The organism is Chitinivibrionales bacterium (genome assembly GCA_035516255.1).
Taxonomy (GTDB): domain Bacteria; phylum Fibrobacterota; class Chitinivibrionia; order Chitinivibrionales; family FEN-1185; genus FEN-1185.
In genome coordinates this window covers 213,268-230,005 of the sequence record DATJAL010000002.1, presented here as the reverse complement: position 1 = coordinate 230,005, position 16,738 = coordinate 213,268, and the positions used below count along the sequence as shown (strand labels likewise).

The window sequence follows — 16,738 nt, the reverse complement described above, 5'->3', positions numbered from 1 at the left end:
CCTTGCGTGAGTCATTGATTTTTCCATTTTAATTTGAAATTTAATGTCAGCTTGGAAAAAAGCCTGTCCATGAACCGTTTTAATGCAATCAAGCGTAATGGCATGAAGGTTGCAAGCTTAAAATCGCGTATAGCCAAAAAAGGGTATTGTAAGGTTCTTTTGGACGTAACTAAAATGTAACTTGATGGCGATCAACAAGACATTTAGATTGAAAGCTTGATTACATCGAAATTTTCTCTGCCAGTGGAGGGTACCTATATGAAATCATCAATAACAAACCTCGGATTTATTGCCTTGTTGCTGGGCGCCACCTGGGTCGCGGCCGATGTCATCCAATTGACCGGCGTTGCAGACGGAACGACTAAAAATTTTTCCATCTACATGGATCCGTCACAGCTAATGTCCGGCCCTCAATTGGTGAATGCAACCGTCTATACCGGATTGTATGATGCCACGGACGTCACCACCGGTCAATCATGGGAAACCTTCTGCATTGACCCCATCGGCGATATCAAAATCGGCGATTCATGGGCGAGCCAGCTGCTCACCACCACGAACTTGACGGGCGGAACGCAGGGCATTCTGTCCCAGCCGTCATATACTCAAACCAATGCCGTCCCGATCAACAACACCATTACCGCCGAAAAATATGCCATGATCGGCTATCTCGCCGACCAGTACTATTATAATACCGATGCCTCTTTCAATGCCGCAGACCGAAGCGACCTGAGCCTTGCATTTTGGGAAATTTCGAGGGATTATACCGGTTCCCGCGCATCAATGAACCTGAACAACGGAAATTTCCAGAGCGTCAACTCTCTCAGCGACCAGAATTTCATCGGCAACCTGCTTGACGCCGCTTTCAGTCACCGTGATGACAACACGTATTCATTGGCCGTTTTCAGCCCCACCCAAAGGCCTTCCCAGGAATTTCTAGCATTCCGCGTGCCTGAGCCGGCTTTGTTCTGCATGCTTCTTACCGGGTTGTGCGCGCTGGGCGGCTTGGGAATAGCCCGTCGTCGAAAAGTGGCATAACAAAAAATCTTCCCGATAAAAAAACGGAGCATGTTTGCTCCGTTTTTTTTGGTGCGCCGTTCCATGAAAAGCAAATCAAGTCTGCTCCTTCTCCCGGGAATTCTCGTCTGCATGGTTTCCGGCGCTTCGGCCGATAATGCGCAATCCGCCCGGGACATTTACCAACAAGGCCTCGAAAAGCTGAACGAACATAAACGCGCCGAAGCATATGAATATTTCAACCAGGCTTGTAAAAAAGACCCTGCGAACCCGCAGTACAGCTGGGCTGCTGCAACCAGCGCCGACAACCGGGAAGACGCTTTTACCCATGCTGAAGACGCCTGGGCAAAGGGATTCAAGCGGCCCGAAGCCCTGTTTTTCCGCACCGCCCTGTCGTTTCATGGAAACCGTGAGGAGGCGCTGTCGTTTGCCTTGAAAGCCTTTGCGGATCTGCCCGACTCCTTTCGCACCGCGGAGCTCCGGGGAGACATTTTTTTCAGATTTGAGCAATTCGATTCCGCGCTCGCAAAATGGAAACCGCTGAATGCCCTCACGCCGTCGGCCAGGTTGTACCGGCAGATCGCCCTCGCCCACAGCGGAAAAGGTGATTTTGAAAAAGCCCGCGCCGTCCTCACCGAGGCGCGCGGGAAAAACATGCTTGACAGGACAGGAATGAGCGCGCTCGCGACCCTTGATGCGTATTCCTTTGACTATGCGGCCGTTGATTCGCTGTTCAAGTTCATGCAGGTTCTGGGGCTTTTCAACGACACCTCCCGCGTGGAATACGCCGATCTGCTTGTGGCGCAGGAACGGTACGGCGAGGCCGTGAAATTGCTCAGCGGCGTCCACAATACCCTGCTTGCGAAAGGCGCCGTCGATCTGGCGTTCAGGATCCGTGCCGTGATGTACCTTATTTACTACACGGAAAACCAGCCTGACGGAATCAGGCGCATCGAGGCGATCATCCCGCGGGATTTCCCCTTCTTCAACGCGGAAAAAGCGTTTGCCGGCGCCTTGACCGGTGCGGCGCGCGATTCGGCTGGTGCGCTTCCGTTGATGGAGGTGAACCGGAAAGCGCTTCCTGCCTGCCCCGCCATCGACCTGATTGTGGCGCGTGAAAACGGAAAGCGCGGCAATTACGAGAAATCGGCCGCCGGCCTCGGTTCACTCCCGCCTATTTTCAGCCATTCCCCGCGCGTGCTGGTCGAGCGCGCGACGGCCTATGCCGACGCGGGCGCCGACAGCGCCGCACTCGCGCTGATAGCCGTTCTTCATGACCGCAAATGGTTCACCAAACAGTCCCTGGAATTGTTCAGGGACATCATGTTCAGGAAAAACATGGCCGATAAAGGCATGGCGGCCCAGGCGTTGCTGGAAAAACAGTTCCCCCGTGACCCGGGAGTGCTTTACAAAAAAGGAATGCTTGCGCTGGCCGCGGGAAAAACCGATTCCGCGTTCGGCGTTTTTGCCGCGCTTTCGAAAGAATATCCCGAGAATGAAGGTTTTGAAATCGCGATGCTGTCGACCCTGCTTTCGCAAAGAAAATACGACGCCGTGCTCGCGGCATGCGGTAATAGCAGCGTTTCGCCGCAGGCACTCGCTTCTTTCCAAGCGCGGGCGCTCCATTTCGGCGGCAATCCCCGAGAAGCCCGCGCCGTTTATGAAAAATTGCTGAATAGAAATAAATCGCGGGACCTTCTGGCCGCCTACAGCTCCTTCTTGATAGAGACAGCGCAATTCGGAGCAGCGGCGTCCGTTTTCAAGGACCTTATCGCGGCATGTAAAAAAGACGGGGGTACCCGTGACAAGGAATTGGGCCTTTTATATAATAACCTTGCATGGTCGTATTTAAAGGCCGATTCATGCCCGCCTGCTGAACTGCTCATCGCGGCAAAACGCGCCTATGCGCTGGCTTCGGACAATCCCCATGTTCTTGACACCTACGCAGAGGCGCTGTTGAAGACCGGCCGGCACGACGAGTGCATCCGGCTCCTCAAAGACCACCCGCTCGCCGTCAGGGAACCCCAGCTCCTTTTCCTTCTCGGCACCGCGTTCGAAAAGAACAATCAAAAGTATGAAGCAGGCCAGAGCTTTGCCTCCGCCGTTTCGGCGGTGCGTGCCGGCCGGCAGCAGGTGCCGGTGACGTTTGACACGTCGGAAATTTCCGAGCGTGTCAAGTTCCTTGAATCCTCACGGTGACGGCGGCTCCGGCCCTTGGGCAGCCTCGCGGCGGGCCCCACTTTTTTGCAGTGCGCCTGGACTCTTTCGGGCGTGCATTCTCGTCCGCTCCACACGTTCGATGAGCAGCAGGCAGGCGATGAGAAGCACCAAAGCGATGCCGAAAAATATGAACCCTCCGTGATGATGAAGGTTGCTGTTGGTGATAAAATGAGGATTGACCTTTTCGGCCAAAAGCGCAAGCGTGGCCACTCGGATGCCGTTTTTAACCATTGCGAGGGGGATGCTGGCAACGACAAGAGCAATCTTGCCGGTCCGCGTGGCGAGAAAAAGCCTGGCGCCGACAACGCTCGTGATAATGAGCGCCGAGCTGGACCGTATTCCGCTGCACTCGTCTGCGATGATGATGCTGATGGAGGAAAAATAAAAACAAAGTCCGTCGCGCGCATATGCCACACCCGAGATTTTCAAGATAATGTCGGCAACCGCCGCACTTCCCCATTGGAGGGCGGCCACGCATGCGGCGCGCAACGCATCGGGAAGAGGGATGCCGAACACCACGAGCAACACGAGAGGAAACCTCGCCTGCAACACCACGCGCCCGCCGAAAAGCGCGACACAACCGCCGACAAAAAAAATAATCATTGAAGCTGTCATCCATGTTCCAGGCGGATCCGCTAAAAATCCGAGGCCGGGCAGAAAAGGCAGAAAGCGGGTGACAACGGCAAATCCAATTAAGATACTTCCGCGTGCCATCGAATAGCGTACATCGGGGACCAGGGTTTTTCGCATCTGGAACACAAAAAAAGCGCTGATGAACGGCGTCAGAAGAATATAGGAATAGGCGTCATTTTGGAAGGCAAGTTGAACGAGGGCTTTTAATGGAATAAAATAGAGCGCAAGGGTAAAAGCGCACAGGACGAAAAATGCGGTAATGCGTTGCATTTTTTTCTCACACGGGTAACAGCAAAATAAATACGGCCTTGATCCTTCGTGACAATATCCTCATATTTACTTTCTTGACTTTATGCATGCAATACATGATTTTATATATTCGTTTTTATCCATTCTCTTTTGGCATTCCTTTTACCGTTAATAAATACAATGATTCTGCAGACCTTCCTGCCAAAAAACACGCCTCATATTTCTTGTTGTCCCCCCGTGCTTGTCCAGAGCGATCTCCTCAAATACCTCTATGCCGGAATGCTCATCCAGCTGCCACAGGAAAAAATCAGGGAATTCTGGAATAAATGTCCGCCGCCCGTGCTTCCGTTTGGCTTTGAAGAGGCCGATCTTTTTAATTTCCTGTGGACAGGCGGCCATCCGCTGCCCCTTGAATATGTCGCTCATGTTTTAAACGGGCTTGAGCAGATGCTCGATGCGTGCGGCGTCAGCGACATTGATTTCGTCGCCACGCTGTCGCGGGAAGTCTCACGCGGCTCCGTTGTCCCCGCCTCAATGATGCTTTCCTGGATGAAACCGTTTTTAAAACTCTTCTTTGTCAATACCGACATACGCCTCATGCTTTTGCGCATTTTTAATCATCTTGCGTCGAAAATCCTCAAGGATATCACCTTTCGCATCTCATTCCACGATTCCAACGAAAAGAGAAATACCACCACGCTTATGGTAATGCACTCGTCGGTGGTTAAGAGGCGGCGTTCATTGAAAAGGGCGTTTGCCGGCCGGCTGCCTGCGGTGAACGGCGAATTGTGGATATCGAAGCTCGTCCAGATGATGCCGATACGATTCGACCTTCCCTCTTTCGAGGAGGGTTTTATCTTGGCTGACAGCCGCGGCCTGCAGGACATCCTCAGCGGTCGCTTGGTTGTTAATAAAAACGGTAAAATTTACATTAATGAAACTCTTTACGGCATTACCATCGATTTTCATGCCTTTTGCAAAAAGAATTCGATAGACCTCACAACCTTCGATGTGCCTGATTGTCAAATAATCATGTGGATAAAAGATTATTTCTGTCCCAAGAAAAAGCGCGTCATTCTTCATAAAGGATGCGCTTACGGGTCTCCGGTCATCCTGTTTGGATTCAATTACAAGAAAAACATACCCGTGCCTCCCGGATTCCTGTCCTCATTTCTCGATGAGGCCGTCTCATCCCCTGGATCATCGTGGAAAGAGGCCGAACAGCGCCATAAGCAACTCTTGGAAACTGTGTCCTTCAAAGCGAAGTTTGTCTATCATGTCGCAGACGGAAGCATTTCCCTCAACGGAGAGCATTTCGTGAAAAACGTCCCGGCAAAAATTCTCCGGAAAATGCTTTTGGCTCACACCGTTTCGGGGCAAACCGTTTTTTCTCATCGTGAATTCGCCACGGACAGCTCCATCGCCAGCGATCCAAAAGCGCCCAATATCATCATACGCATCAGGAGATTGTCGCGAGCCATCGAGGAACGGCTTCCCAAAATAAAAATAACCAGAGTGTCGCGGGGAAAAATCGCATTGGTTCCCTCTTGTAAAATAGAATTTTCTGAGAAATAACAGCTGTTTGTTTCCCGCTTCCGCGTCGTCTGTTTTTTCCTACCGGCCCATTAAGCGCTAAAGCAGTTTTTGATATTTTTCCCCTCATGTAACAGAAATGTATCTTGTCATACCAGATTATTTAATCCATTTTGTATGTTCTTAAATAGTAAGTGGCATGTGTCAATAAGCCCCTTTTCATCAAAGCAACGGACTTTGTAGGACTGGATTGTGTTAAGCGGTAAAACGGCAATCGTTTTTGATGCGTGTTTCGGATTTTATTCCGAGGATTATTTTCGCGAAATGCTCGTGATGGAACGCAAACGGAGCGAGCGCTCGCGAAAACCGTTTTTATTTGTCATGGTCACCATTGATCCCTCTTTCAAAATTCCCCGCGACAGCCAGTTTTCAAAAAAAATAAAGCTGTTTATCAATACTTCAACAAGGGAAGTTGACATAAAGGGATGGTACGATCGCCATCGGACCATCGGCATCATCTACACCGACTACAACTCGCAGGCCAAAGAGACGATCCTTGCGAAAATACAGCCGGGGCTCGACGCAGCCTTCGGCCCTGACGCGGCACGCGGTATGACCATTTCATGCACCTCTTTTCCCGAGGATAAAAAAGAAGTAGAAAAAAAAAAATAGCGTCGCCGACTCAAGGTTCTACCCTTCTCCCCTCAAACGCATCGAACCAATAAAAGCCGCGCTGCTGGCAAAACGCTGCATGGACGTTGTGGGCGGCCTTTTGGGACTTCTCATTTTATCTCCCTTGTTTCTTGCCGTTTCGATAGCCATCCGGCTCACCTCGCCGGGTCCTGTTTTCTTCATCCAGAAACGGGTCGGTCAGGGAGGCAAACTTTTCACGTTCATTAAATTCAGGTCCATGCGCGTTCAGCATGACTGCTCCATCCACAGGGAATTCGTAAAGAATTTCATACAAAACAACGGCACGTGCAAGGCCGGCGAATTTAAAATGAAAGATGATCCCCGCATAACCCCCGTCGGCAGGTTCCTCAGAAAAACAAGCATCGACGAGCTGCCGCAGCTTTTCAACGTGCTGAAGGGCGATATGTCCCTCGTGGGGCCGAGGCCCGCCATCCCTTACGAGATTGACGAATACGAAACATGGCACAAGCGCCGCGTCTGCGAGGTAAAGCCGGGCATCACCGGATACTGGCAGGTGAAGGGGCGCAGCTCTACTTCCTTTGAGAATATGGTACGGATGGATATTCAATATATCTCGCAATGGTCTCTTCTGTGGGACATCATCATTCTCCTTCAGACGCCGTTTGCGTTATTTAAAGGCGCATACTGACTTCTGTTTTTTTTTAATGGCGCCGAGTTCTTTACTTTCACAACCGCACTACCGTAAAGGAAACACCATGCTGAGAATCGGCGTTTTAGGATACGGCTATTGGGGACCGAACATCGTCCGCAACTTTAATGCAGCAGGCGGCGCAACCGTCGCTGCCGTATGCGATAAAAATCAGCAAACCTACGCGACCCTTGCCAAAACCAACCCCGGAATCCGCTGTACCTCCAATCCCAAGGAAATCATAAAGGCAAAGGACATCGATGCCGTCGCCATAGTGACTCCTGTTTCCACCCATTACGATCTTGCGCGGCAGGCCCTCCTCAACGGCAAGCACGTATTCGTGGAGAAACCCTTCACCGCCACGGTCGCCCATGCCGAGACGCTTGTCGAGACCGCGGAGAAACGAAAGCTCACCATTATGGTGGATCACACTTTTCTGTTCACCGGAGCGGTCCGCAAGATCAAATCGTTAATTGATGAAAAAGTATTGGGCAAGATATATTACTACGATTCGACACGCGTCAACCTCGGACTGTTTCAGCACGACGTCAACGTGGTCTGGGACCTTGCCCCGCATGATTTTTCGATCATGAATTACGTCATCAAAGATCGCCCGGTCGCGGTATCGGCGTGCGGTAAAAACCACGTAAGTAATTTTGAAAATATCGCCTACATCACGGTGTTTTTCGCCTCAGACCTTATCGCCCATTTCAATGTCAACTGGCTGTCGCCGGTCAAAGTCCGCACCACGCTCATTGGCGGAAAGAAAAAAATGCTGGTGTGGAACGATGTGGATCCAGACGAAAAAATCAAGGTTTATGACAGGGGCATCGAGGTCAAAAACCGCGAAAGCATCTATAATCTGCTTGTCAACTACCGGTCGGGCGACATGTGGGCGCCGAACGTCGGACAGACCGAGGCCTTGAAGCTGGAGAGCAACTATTTTGTGGAATGTGTGACAAAACGGAAAACGCCGTGCAACGACGGCGTCGCCGGCCTTCAGGTAGTGCGGCTCCTTACGGCGTGCGATAAATCCCTCAAGCAAAACGGAAAAATGATCGCGCTTTAGTTTTTACCAAATCCTGTTTCCTGTTGCTGTAAATAGTCCGCATCCGAATGTATTTTTTTTCCATGAATAGGGACGTCCGCCGCACCATACGACTGCAAAAGTCCGCTGCTATCCTATTAGCATGCACGGTCTTCGTCATGCTTGCGGTCGGGCTTAATCCCCGCGGCTACCGGCTCTTTAACAAAGTCGAATTGGCTGCCGGCGGAAAGGGGATGCGATTCAGTCAGTCGGGCATGGTATTCTCAAAAGAAAAGTGGCCGTTCGGCCGTCCGGAAGTCTCCGATTCCACGTTCACGGTTTTAATGAATCTTACGCCCTCGCGTTTCTGTGACTGCGCCACAGCCAGGATTATTTCGTTTTGCGATACCGCAAATAATGAAAAGGTGGCGGTTGGTCAGTACAACCATAGATTTATTATCCTGAGCAATCACAACGGGATAAAGAAGAATTTATATTGCGACAGCATATTTTTCCTTCAGAACGAAACGACCATTTCCATCACCGGTAATCCGAGGGGAACGGAACTATGTGCCGATGGAACTCGCAGAAAGATAGTGCAAGGATTTATTATTGACGGACGCGATATACTGCATCCTGGAAGAATCGTGATCGGCAATTCTCCCGACGGAACCGGCTCATGGGAAGGCACGATGAAGAAGATAATGATTTTTAGGGATGCATTCTTACCCGAGGTGGTACCCGGAGGAAAAGGTTGCGCTTCGACCCGCCGGCCGGAAATTCCCGCCTATAGCGAGACCGGCATTGCGTCGTATGATTTTTCTCTGGAAAAGGATTTTCGGGTTGCAAACCTGTTTGGCAAAGGCAATGGATTATTTGTGCCTAAATTTTTTACGCCTTTGAAATTAAATATCCTAACCTTGCCGGATATGGAACATGTATGGGCAAAAGGCTCCCTGCAGGATACGGCCGTAAATTTTTTCGGTTTTATTCCGTTTGGCTTCATCCTGTCGTTGGTTTTGTATTTAAAAAAAAGGGACAGGATATTTGCCACTTTGCTTACCACCGGCATCGGTTTTCTTTTCAGTTTATTCATCGAGTTGGCACAAGTTTATATCCCGACCCGCAGTTCGCAATTAAGCGATTTATTTTTAAACACGGTGGGCGCCCTGGCAGGCGCTTATATCATGGGGGTTATCTTTAAAAACCGGTTGCAAAATGACTAAAATACCAACCGTATGTCGTCCCTTGGCATCATATATGCTGCTCCTAATGATATCCGTGATGACCCGCAAAACGGCCCAATAATTATTACAAATTGAAACAAAGGAATACGCAATGCGATCAAGCATTCCCTCAAGTGAACATCGAACAGTCGAACAACTAAAAGAACATTATGAAGTTGAAAAAGAATTGTCATCACGTCTGCGAAACGCTTCCAAAGAGGAGCGCAGGCATTTGTACCAAAGCCAGTATGATGAATTATATAAAAGAATTAAACATCATCCTTCCCTGATGCGGAAAAATTCCCCTGACGATATGAAGAAGGCGGTTCATTCACAAATGCTATTTTTAAAAAACTTCCTGCATCCTCAAACTGTATTTATGGAAATCGGCGCAGGAAACTGCGGTTTGTCTTTTACCGTTGCTAAACTGGTAAAAAAGGTATTCGGCATCGAGGTATCAACGGTGATCACCGAATGTGCGGATAAGCCGGAGAACTTCGAATTAATCCTGTACAACGGAACCGATATCCCCCTCCCTGAAAACAGCGTCTCTCTCGCTTACAGCCACCAAGTAATGGAACATCTGCATCCTGATGACGCCTATGAACAACTCCAAAATATCTATAGAGTTTTATTACCGGGAGGTTCCTATGTCTGTATAACGGTGAACAGGCTTAACGGCCCTCATGATATTTCAAGATATTTCGACACGGAAGCAACCGGTTTTCATCTTAAAGAATACACTGTCACGGAGCTTGCGAATCTGTTTAAAAAGATCGGCTTCGCCAAAACAACCGCGTATGTCGGGTCCCACGGATTATATGTAAAAATCCCCCTGACCTTGATCCGCGTTTTTGAATTCGTCTTGGAAGTGTTTCCCTATTCCCTCCGGAAATTTATGGCGAGCAACAAGGTTTTTAAAGCGCTGCTTGCCGTTCGATTAACAGGCACAAAATAAGGCCGTTCCGTCACTCGTCATGCGCGATAGGCGGATAATAATACCTTTGGGAAATAGGGCGAAACTCTTTTACGCCTTACTTCCCCATTTGGGGAACAAAAATATAAAGGCCTCCCTCGGCCGATTTGGGCATTTGGCCTTCCCGCTTTGTTTGGCTGGGGTCCCATTTGCCGATCAATTCGCCCCGCACGGAATAAATTTCATATCCGGATGTCAATGATGTCAACTGCCGAGGATGAATAATGCCCTTAAACATCACAATTTTTTCGGCAAAACTGCTGCTCCTTTGAATGTGCTCGGCAAACCTGCTCATTTTAACATCCGCGCCAAGAGCCGTTACTCCGAATACCATCGGCGCGCTCATCGCCTCCTGGGCCCCGCAATCGGGGCCTTTATTATAATACCCATCATTGAAATCCGGGAGGATCAATCCGGCGTCATACCCCGGACTTTTGGAATCCAATTGAAACATTCCGATATTTCCCGCTATTTTTCCGTTGCCCGGGGCAAAAACAGGAACGCCTTTTATTCCGTGGGACTCTTGTCCAACATATCCCGTTTTCAAATTGCCGCTGCAGAGATCGTAGTCAAAAATATTTGCCGTGCTCGAGTTGCCCGGATCAATGCTGTTGCCGGCGTTCCAAATGTTGTTGTAGCTTACCAGCATCGTAACCGACTGCGCTCCTGATCCTGATACTCCCTCCCCCGCGCCCCCGGGTTGTAAAACGGTATTATGAAACCAGTATTGCCTGCCAACGCCAACGCTAGTGATGTCTCCGGTTTTTGCAAAGACCCCTACTTCGGAAGAAGTGGGAGCCATTCTGCTGTGCGCCATGACATTGCGGAAAAAATAACCCGGCCCCACGGACATTGCGCACGCCGAGATGCCGCAATACGTGGTATCCAGATAGTTTTTAAACACCCTGATGTTACACCCGCCACCATCAGCCTCAATCGCGTCATCATTGGTGTTCTTGATCATATTACCGTAAATATCGGAATTTGGTCCGGGAAAACCCTGTGTGCTGCTGTTGTCACTTCCGCTTATGCCATCGTTGAAGCAATGGCTTTCGTCGGAATACACTTCGTTATACCGGAAAACATTATTTCCCGCCGAATTGAGGAACACAATCGCCTCCGGACCGTCAGGATGTGTGCCTTCATTGTAGATGGTCCGGCTTTCGGTCCAGTTATTTGCGTTTGAGCGCGGATGGTGTATTTTATTCCCCTGCACAACGATCCTCGTGATCGACGGAAACCAGCCCTTGACGCCCGCATCCTGTTCAACACCCCAACCGTCGCTTGCAATCCGTCCCCACCCGCTTATGTCACACTGTTCAATGACCACATCATGAACATTATTCTCCAGGTTTACGCCATCACGTGCAGCGCCTTTAAGGATCGCTCCGTTCACAATAATATAGGAACCTTTTATATCAATGCAATAATCCGCAGCATTATTCACGTCAATAGTTGAACCGAGGGCCGTTGCAGGCGCATAAAGAATATATCCGGTAGATGTTCCTGATTCTGAAATAGTTATGGTCTGATTCGACGTCCCCGAAGGAAAATTAACTGTTTTTGCAATCGGAAAATTTTCATTCCATGTTGTGGCGGTAAAAGTGGTGGATGAAATGGTACCCTGAAGGGTAAGATGTATTTCATAGGTAGTATTCGGCTTGAGATTGACGATGCTGCCGCGGTATTCGGTATTTCTGGCATCGTACCACAGTGGCATTGCCTGTTGCCAGGCGATTGTGTTTTTCTCGCGATATGATGTCGTACAGGATATTGCGGCCGATCCATTGCCCGGCGACCAGTAAAGGCCAATACATTCAAAGGTAGGAACCGCATTTTGTGCCCCGTATGCGAACATCACAAAAATAGAAACGGTAAGGATTGCAGCCGATAGCAACAGACCCCTATTACAATGAAACAATAAATTATTCAACATAAAAATAAACTCCTGTTAAAACTTCAGCTTTCGTAAAAATGACAAATCTTTCTAAATTATCGCCCCTTTCTTATTAAACCATAATTTTATAAAAATTTCAATTTTATTCGCCTTCCTTCCGGCGAAAAATTTAATCTATCTTAAACAATTGCTAAATTTAATAATTGTTTTTATTTACGTCTCAGAAAAGTAAATGTTTGATAAACTTTGTAAAAAATCAATAAAAATAAGGCCGTAAAGAAGAGGCAGGATATCAGGAAGGATGGACCGTGGGGAATTGATCAATTGAGTAAATAATGCCGCTCACGTGATTCTTATTCATTAATTTTTCAATCTTGAAATATTTTGTCAATTAATCCGTTGGGGTATAAATATTTTTAATAGAGATTTTAAAAGGTCCCATACCCCGCTCGTTCTTACCATTAGTTCATTGATATCCTCATGGTCGGTAAGGCAAATTCTTTTAAGCATAAAGCGGTCTGTTCCATGCGTGTTATAACCCGGATCAATAGTGAGTGCGCATTCATACCCCGCCTCACAAGCATATTGGACATCCCGTATTGAATAATCTCCGTTCGGATACGAGAATGCAAAAACAGAAAAGCCAAATTCATTTTCCAGCATCCGTTTAGAAAGGGCGATTTCATCGCGCGCCTTTTGATCGCCGCATTGCGGAAGTATCGGATGGAAGATTGTATGGGACTGGAAATTTGTTCCGCAATCTCTTAACAAATAAATTTCCTGTTTTGTCAGCGCCTGCCGATGCGAGTGTTCTTGTGCATCATCGAACCCCATTGCTCGCAAAGCAGATACCCTTGTTTCATCCGGCTTCCTCTTTAATTTTTGAACCGTATCAGGCGGCAGGCTCTTGAACCAGAAATGGCGGTTCGTTCCCGCAATGCCGCTGCACAAAAAAATGGTGATGGGAATTCCATACTTTTTAAGTACGTCCAATAATAAAAAATTCCCCTGGTGTCCGTCATCAAAAGTGATTATTAAAGATTTATGGGGAAGCGCGCCTTCGGCGCCGTCTTTCACCGAAGAAACGAAATCGGACAATTTGATAATAGAATATTTTTTTGTTAATTGACGTATATGCCGTTCAAACAGGACCGGAGAAATGTCGTGATACAGTATGATCGTTACCCTCTTTCGCTGCCACAATTCACGGATTAAAAAAGGAATCAATGAAATCCGGATTATAAAAAAAATCAATTTTTTCATTCTGTTTGATGGTGGGAATATGGGTAATACAATTTCCTCAAACTGCTCTGCCGTGTTTTCGCAACACCCCCCGGTACACATCAACAATTGCTGAACAGGTCGTCAGGAGATCATAGCGCTTCATTGCAGGTCTGCCGTTGAAACCAACCAGCGCCGCCCTCTTGATTGCGGCTTCGATGCCACGCGCGAAATCCTCCGGTTCGGCCCTGCAGATGAACGTTCCCTCAATCTTGTCGATGATGTCCCGGATGTCCCCGACATCGGTTGATACCACCGGCGTATTGCAGCAGATCGATTCCTTGATCGCCGTCGGCGAGCCTTCCGAATACGAACTGAGCACGGTGACATCCACCGCCGAATAATACCACGGCATCATTTCGTTTTGGACATTAGAAAGCACGACCATCTCGACGTTTATCCCTTTTTTAACGAGAATGTCTACGGCTTGTTTCGCTAGGTCGAAACGCTTGACCGGCCGTTTCGGGTTATACGGAAACAATACCAGGTTTTTTTCTAACGGAAGGTGCAATCTTGCTCGCGCTTCGCGTTTGTCGTAAGGCCTGAACATAGTCATGTCAATACCGCTTGGAATGACATGGCCCGGAATCCTCTTCGCCATTTTCGCCGATACGATAATGACGTCGTCGGCAAAAAGGCTGCCGATTTTACTGATGAACGGATCCCGAAACCCCAGGAGCACATCACTGCCATGGTAAGTGACGACCAGCGGCGTCCGATGGCGGAACAAAGCGGTGATGCTCGACAATCCGTAATGAGCGTGAACGATGTCGAACTTGCCTGCTCTTGTCTTTTGGTAAATGGTCCATATGCAGGTGATGTACGTCCGCCGTAAGCGGTATCCCTCGATAAAAAACACCTCGACGGAATGCCCGAGAGCGCGTAAACCCTCGACCTGCTGTTTTATAAACGTCCCGTAATTTGGATTTTCCCGGTGCGGATACATATTGGTGACGACGAGGATATTCATGGGGCATGGAAAAGGCATTAATGAGACTTTGCAGTTCTTTCATAGAGCGCGATGGTTTTCTCAGCGAGTGAGGAAAGCGAAAAATCTTTTTTAATCCTTTGTCTTCCCCTCTCGCCCATGACTTCAGCCAGTTCTTTATGGCTCAAGAGAAACAATATCTTGTCGGCCAAGGCAACCGGGTCCCGGGGAGGAACCAGATAGCCGGTTTCGCCGTCGATAATGAGTTCCTTAGTTCCGCCGCCGTCTGAGGCGACAACGGGTTTTCCAAGCGCCATGTATTCCATGATCGAATTGGAGATACCTTCCTTGAACGTCGCTAAAACTCCGATGGTGAACCGGCTCACTATCTCTTCAATATTCCGCCGACTGCCCATGAAGTGCATGCGCGGCTGGAAATCCGCCAATTTCCTGCATTCGTCCAAGGTAACGCCGTCGCCGACGGCAAGAAATACGACATCGTTCCGTTTGCCGACAACCACCTTGGCGGCGGCGATGTAAGTGGCCCAGTCTTTGTTATAATTAAATTCCGCCACCATTCCTACCACGCTGCCAGAACTTAATTGCCTGGGAAATGGCATTTCCTCCGATGGGTGCGCTGCAGGCAGCCGGGAAAAATCAAAACCGTTGTGGATGACAACATTTCTATCTGACGGTTCATATCCTCTGCTTTGAAGGCCGGCAAGTGAATTTGCAAGCCGGATATCCGAACGGTCCAGGAGCCACTTTTCGATCCACCATTTGATCCCGGTGCGGGTGAATGCGTTGCGTATCGATCCGTTGATAAGTCGGACTCCGCACGCCCGCGCGACCGGCAGCGCATAAAAGGACGTCAGCATCGCGTTCGTATGAATGATATCGGGACCGATCTTTTTTATTATCCTGTAAAGCTTAAAAAATAGCAGGGGATCCCACCGTATCTTCCTGACAAGGTAGATGATGTTGTTTTGAATACCAGAAATATCATTCCGATAGAAGTCCTCCCTCCCCATGCACACGATAAAATTCTCTATAGCGGTCTTGCCTCGCATGCCGTTGATCAATTCGACGAATTGCCGCTCTTTCCCGCCGACGCGCAGGCTGTCGATAAAATGGACTACCCTGATCACACCGTCAACTCGATAAAAGAAGTTTTTTCAGGCACGGTTAACGAGAAGCACGAGTCTTCCCCGCGCGCGCCAACCGATCCAACGGTTAAGGGGAATGATTTTCCGGCAACCTCGCAGGAGGCTTTTTGCGGCAGGGGATGATCATGGATGGCAAGGGTAACGTCGGGCTCGCCGTACCGAGCGCGGTCGAGGGTGCTCTTGAAATATATTTTCGTAACACCGTCATCCCGGCGTATATCAAGATGCAGGCGTTCTCTCGCCTCGCAATACGACGCGATGTCCGCCATCGTTGCAATCCAGAGCCCCCTTTCACGGCGGACATCGGCGGCATATTCGATTATTCTTTTAAATTCATCGGCGAAGATTTCATGCGGATCCGAGGGATGGAACCATAAATGAAGGACCGCTGAGGTCTTAAACGCTTGTTCAAGAAATATTCTCACTTTTTCGAAATAATCATAATAACGGGCCCTTCGCGTGTTGAGGGACTCGAATATTTTATAAACACCCTCCTTCGTTCGCACCGGATACGAGAGAAAAACATTCCGGTCGCGATGGCGCACCGCGGTAATATTTTTTTCCGCAAGAATATCCAGGTATGAATAGCCGAGATTCCCGTGCGGGAAGACGAGCGATGTCGGCCTCATGCCAAAGGGTTTCATTACTTTTATGCATTCGTCGAGTTCGGCCGCCACCAATTCCCTGTTCGAAAATCCAGTGGAAAAATCAATATGACTGAAGGTATGGGTGCCGATTTCATGATTTACACCGCTGCGGATGATTTGCGTTATCAGATCAGGACAATACCAGTAGGGGGCCTGGCCGACATTGCTGCAGGGATCCTGAATATACCAGTCGCCTTTGCAGCGGCCGTTTTTAGGAGGACGAGGCATATCGGCATGGGCGAGGCCGCTTGAGGAACGACTGCATCGCTCCAAAAATAAATGCCCCACCGTCGCCCATGTAATCGGCACCTGGCGCTCTTTGAACAATTGGATGAGAAACGGCAGGTTTTCCCTGGTCCTTCTTCCTTGTTCGTTCCGCACATGTTCCGGACTTGAACGAAACGCCCAATTAAGCTCAAAATCCGCTGAAATGCACAAGGCCGCCTTGGCGGCATGTTTGAAAGGCGCGATTTCAACAAAACCAAATTTTTTTTCCGAGGGAAGCGTTCCGGGTCGGAAATTCATTTTTGCCGTGAAAATCGTTTTTAAAATAGTTCTATTGGAAATCTTGATCTGCATGGTTACTTCCCATTTGGGTG

General features: G+C 48.9%; 14 protein-coding genes. 8 read left to right on the top strand and 6 right to left on the bottom strand.

Annotated features, from left to right (window positions below; translation table 11 throughout):
* The first annotated feature begins 258 nt into the window (after positions 1-258).
* Positions 259-1,035: a VPLPA-CTERM sorting domain-containing protein gene (locus VLX68_01520; protein ID HUI90901.1), complete on the top strand. Its 777-nt coding sequence runs from the start codon at positions 259-261 to the stop codon at positions 1,033-1,035.
* Positions 1,036-1,098: 63 nt separating this feature from the next.
* Positions 1,099-3,213: a tetratricopeptide repeat protein gene (locus tag VLX68_01515; protein ID HUI90900.1), complete on the top strand. Its 2,115-nt coding sequence runs from the start codon at positions 1,099-1,101 to the stop codon at positions 3,211-3,213.
* Here the strand turns inward: VLX68_01515 and VLX68_01510 are convergent.
* Positions 3,205-4,137 (bottom strand): exosortase/archaeosortase family protein, encoded by a 933-nt coding sequence (locus VLX68_01510; GenBank protein HUI90899.1) that lies wholly within the window; start codon positions 4,135-4,137, stop codon positions 3,205-3,207. The two genes, VLX68_01515 and VLX68_01510, sit on opposite strands and share 9 nt — an antisense overlap.
* Before the next feature lie 159 nt (positions 4,138-4,296).
* Between VLX68_01510 and VLX68_01505 the strand changes: the two genes are divergently transcribed.
* The 6 genes from VLX68_01505 to VLX68_01480 all read left to right on the top strand — a co-directional run bounded on the left by VLX68_01505 (position 4,297) and on the right by VLX68_01480 (position 10,202).
* Complete coding sequence (locus tag VLX68_01505) at positions 4,297-5,691, top strand: hypothetical protein (GenBank protein HUI90898.1); 1,395 nt, start codon at positions 4,297-4,299, stop codon at positions 5,689-5,691.
* 210 nt (positions 5,692-5,901) lie between these two features.
* Entirely contained in the window at positions 5,902-6,321 is a 420-nt protein-coding gene (locus VLX68_01500; GenBank protein ID HUI90897.1) for a hypothetical protein, read from the top strand.
* A 40-nt stretch (positions 6,322-6,361) separates the two neighbouring features.
* Positions 6,362-6,991: a sugar transferase gene (locus tag VLX68_01495; protein ID HUI90896.1), complete on the top strand. Its 630-nt coding sequence runs from the start codon at positions 6,362-6,364 to the stop codon at positions 6,989-6,991.
* Between the two features lie 67 nt (positions 6,992-7,058).
* Entirely contained in the window at positions 7,059-8,060 is a 1,002-nt protein-coding gene (locus VLX68_01490; protein HUI90895.1) for a Gfo/Idh/MocA family oxidoreductase, read from the top strand.
* A gap of 62 nt (positions 8,061-8,122) precedes the next feature.
* On the top strand, positions 8,123-9,244 hold the full coding sequence (locus VLX68_01485) for a VanZ family protein (protein HUI90894.1): 1,122 nt from the start codon (positions 8,123-8,125) through the stop codon (positions 9,242-9,244).
* Between the two features lie 112 nt (positions 9,245-9,356).
* Positions 9,357-10,202, top strand: coding sequence for a class I SAM-dependent methyltransferase (locus tag VLX68_01480; GenBank protein HUI90893.1), 846 nt, complete (start codon positions 9,357-9,359; stop codon positions 10,200-10,202).
* Positions 10,203-10,278: 76 nt separating this feature from the next.
* On the opposite strand, the gene VLX68_01475 is transcribed toward VLX68_01480, so the two are convergent.
* The 5 genes from VLX68_01475 to VLX68_01455 form a co-directional block, all read right to left on the bottom strand.
* Positions 10,279-12,156, bottom strand: a complete 1,878-nt coding sequence (locus tag VLX68_01475; protein ID HUI90892.1) for a hypothetical protein — start codon at positions 12,154-12,156, stop codon at positions 10,279-10,281.
* Between the two features lie 348 nt (positions 12,157-12,504).
* Positions 12,505-13,380, bottom strand: a complete 876-nt coding sequence (locus VLX68_01470; protein ID HUI90891.1) for a polysaccharide deacetylase family protein — start codon at positions 13,378-13,380, stop codon at positions 12,505-12,507.
* Positions 13,381-13,417: 37 nt separating this feature from the next.
* Complete coding sequence (locus tag VLX68_01465) at positions 13,418-14,386, bottom strand: glycosyltransferase family 4 protein (protein ID HUI90890.1); 969 nt, start codon at positions 14,384-14,386, stop codon at positions 13,418-13,420.
* Positions 14,386-15,474, bottom strand: coding sequence for a glycosyltransferase (locus VLX68_01460; GenBank protein ID HUI90889.1), 1,089 nt, complete (start codon positions 15,472-15,474; stop codon positions 14,386-14,388). Before VLX68_01460 ends, VLX68_01465 begins: the two co-directional genes overlap by 1 nt.
* Positions 15,471-16,520, bottom strand: coding sequence for a polysaccharide deacetylase family protein (locus VLX68_01455; protein HUI90888.1), 1,050 nt, complete (start codon positions 16,518-16,520; stop codon positions 15,471-15,473). The genes VLX68_01460 and VLX68_01455 overlap by 4 nt, the downstream gene beginning before the upstream one ends.
* Positions 16,521-16,738 lie beyond the last annotated feature (218 nt).

What these genes read in the sequence shown, in the direction of transcription:
- VLX68_01485 (HUI90894.1), top strand. Translation starts at nt 8,123, where the DNA reads ATGAATAGGGACGTCCGCCGCACCATACGACTGCAAAAGTCCGCTGCT.
- VLX68_01475 (HUI90892.1), bottom strand. Translation starts at nt 12,156, where the DNA reads ATGTTGAATAATTTATTGTTTCATTGTAATAGGGGTCTGTTGCTATCG.
- VLX68_01520 (HUI90901.1), top strand. Translation starts at nt 259, where the DNA reads ATGAAATCATCAATAACAAACCTCGGATTTATTGCCTTGTTGCTGGGC.
- VLX68_01510 (HUI90899.1), bottom strand. Translation starts at nt 4,137, where the DNA reads ATGCAACGCATTACCGCATTTTTCGTCCTGTGCGCTTTTACCCTTGCG.
- VLX68_01470 (HUI90891.1), bottom strand. Translation starts at nt 13,380, where the DNA reads ATGAAAAAATTGATTTTTTTTATAATCCGGATTTCATTGATTCCTTTT.
- VLX68_01490 (HUI90895.1), top strand. Translation starts at nt 7,059, where the DNA reads ATGCTGAGAATCGGCGTTTTAGGATACGGCTATTGGGGACCGAACATC.
- VLX68_01480 (HUI90893.1), top strand. Translation starts at nt 9,357, where the DNA reads ATGCGATCAAGCATTCCCTCAAGTGAACATCGAACAGTCGAACAACTA.
- VLX68_01515 (HUI90900.1), top strand. Translation starts at nt 1,099, where the DNA reads ATGAAAAGCAAATCAAGTCTGCTCCTTCTCCCGGGAATTCTCGTCTGC.
- VLX68_01465 (HUI90890.1), bottom strand. Translation starts at nt 14,386, where the DNA reads ATGCCTTTTCCATGCCCCATGAATATCCTCGTCGTCACCAATATGTAT.
- VLX68_01505 (HUI90898.1), top strand. Translation starts at nt 4,297, where the DNA reads ATGATTCTGCAGACCTTCCTGCCAAAAAACACGCCTCATATTTCTTGT.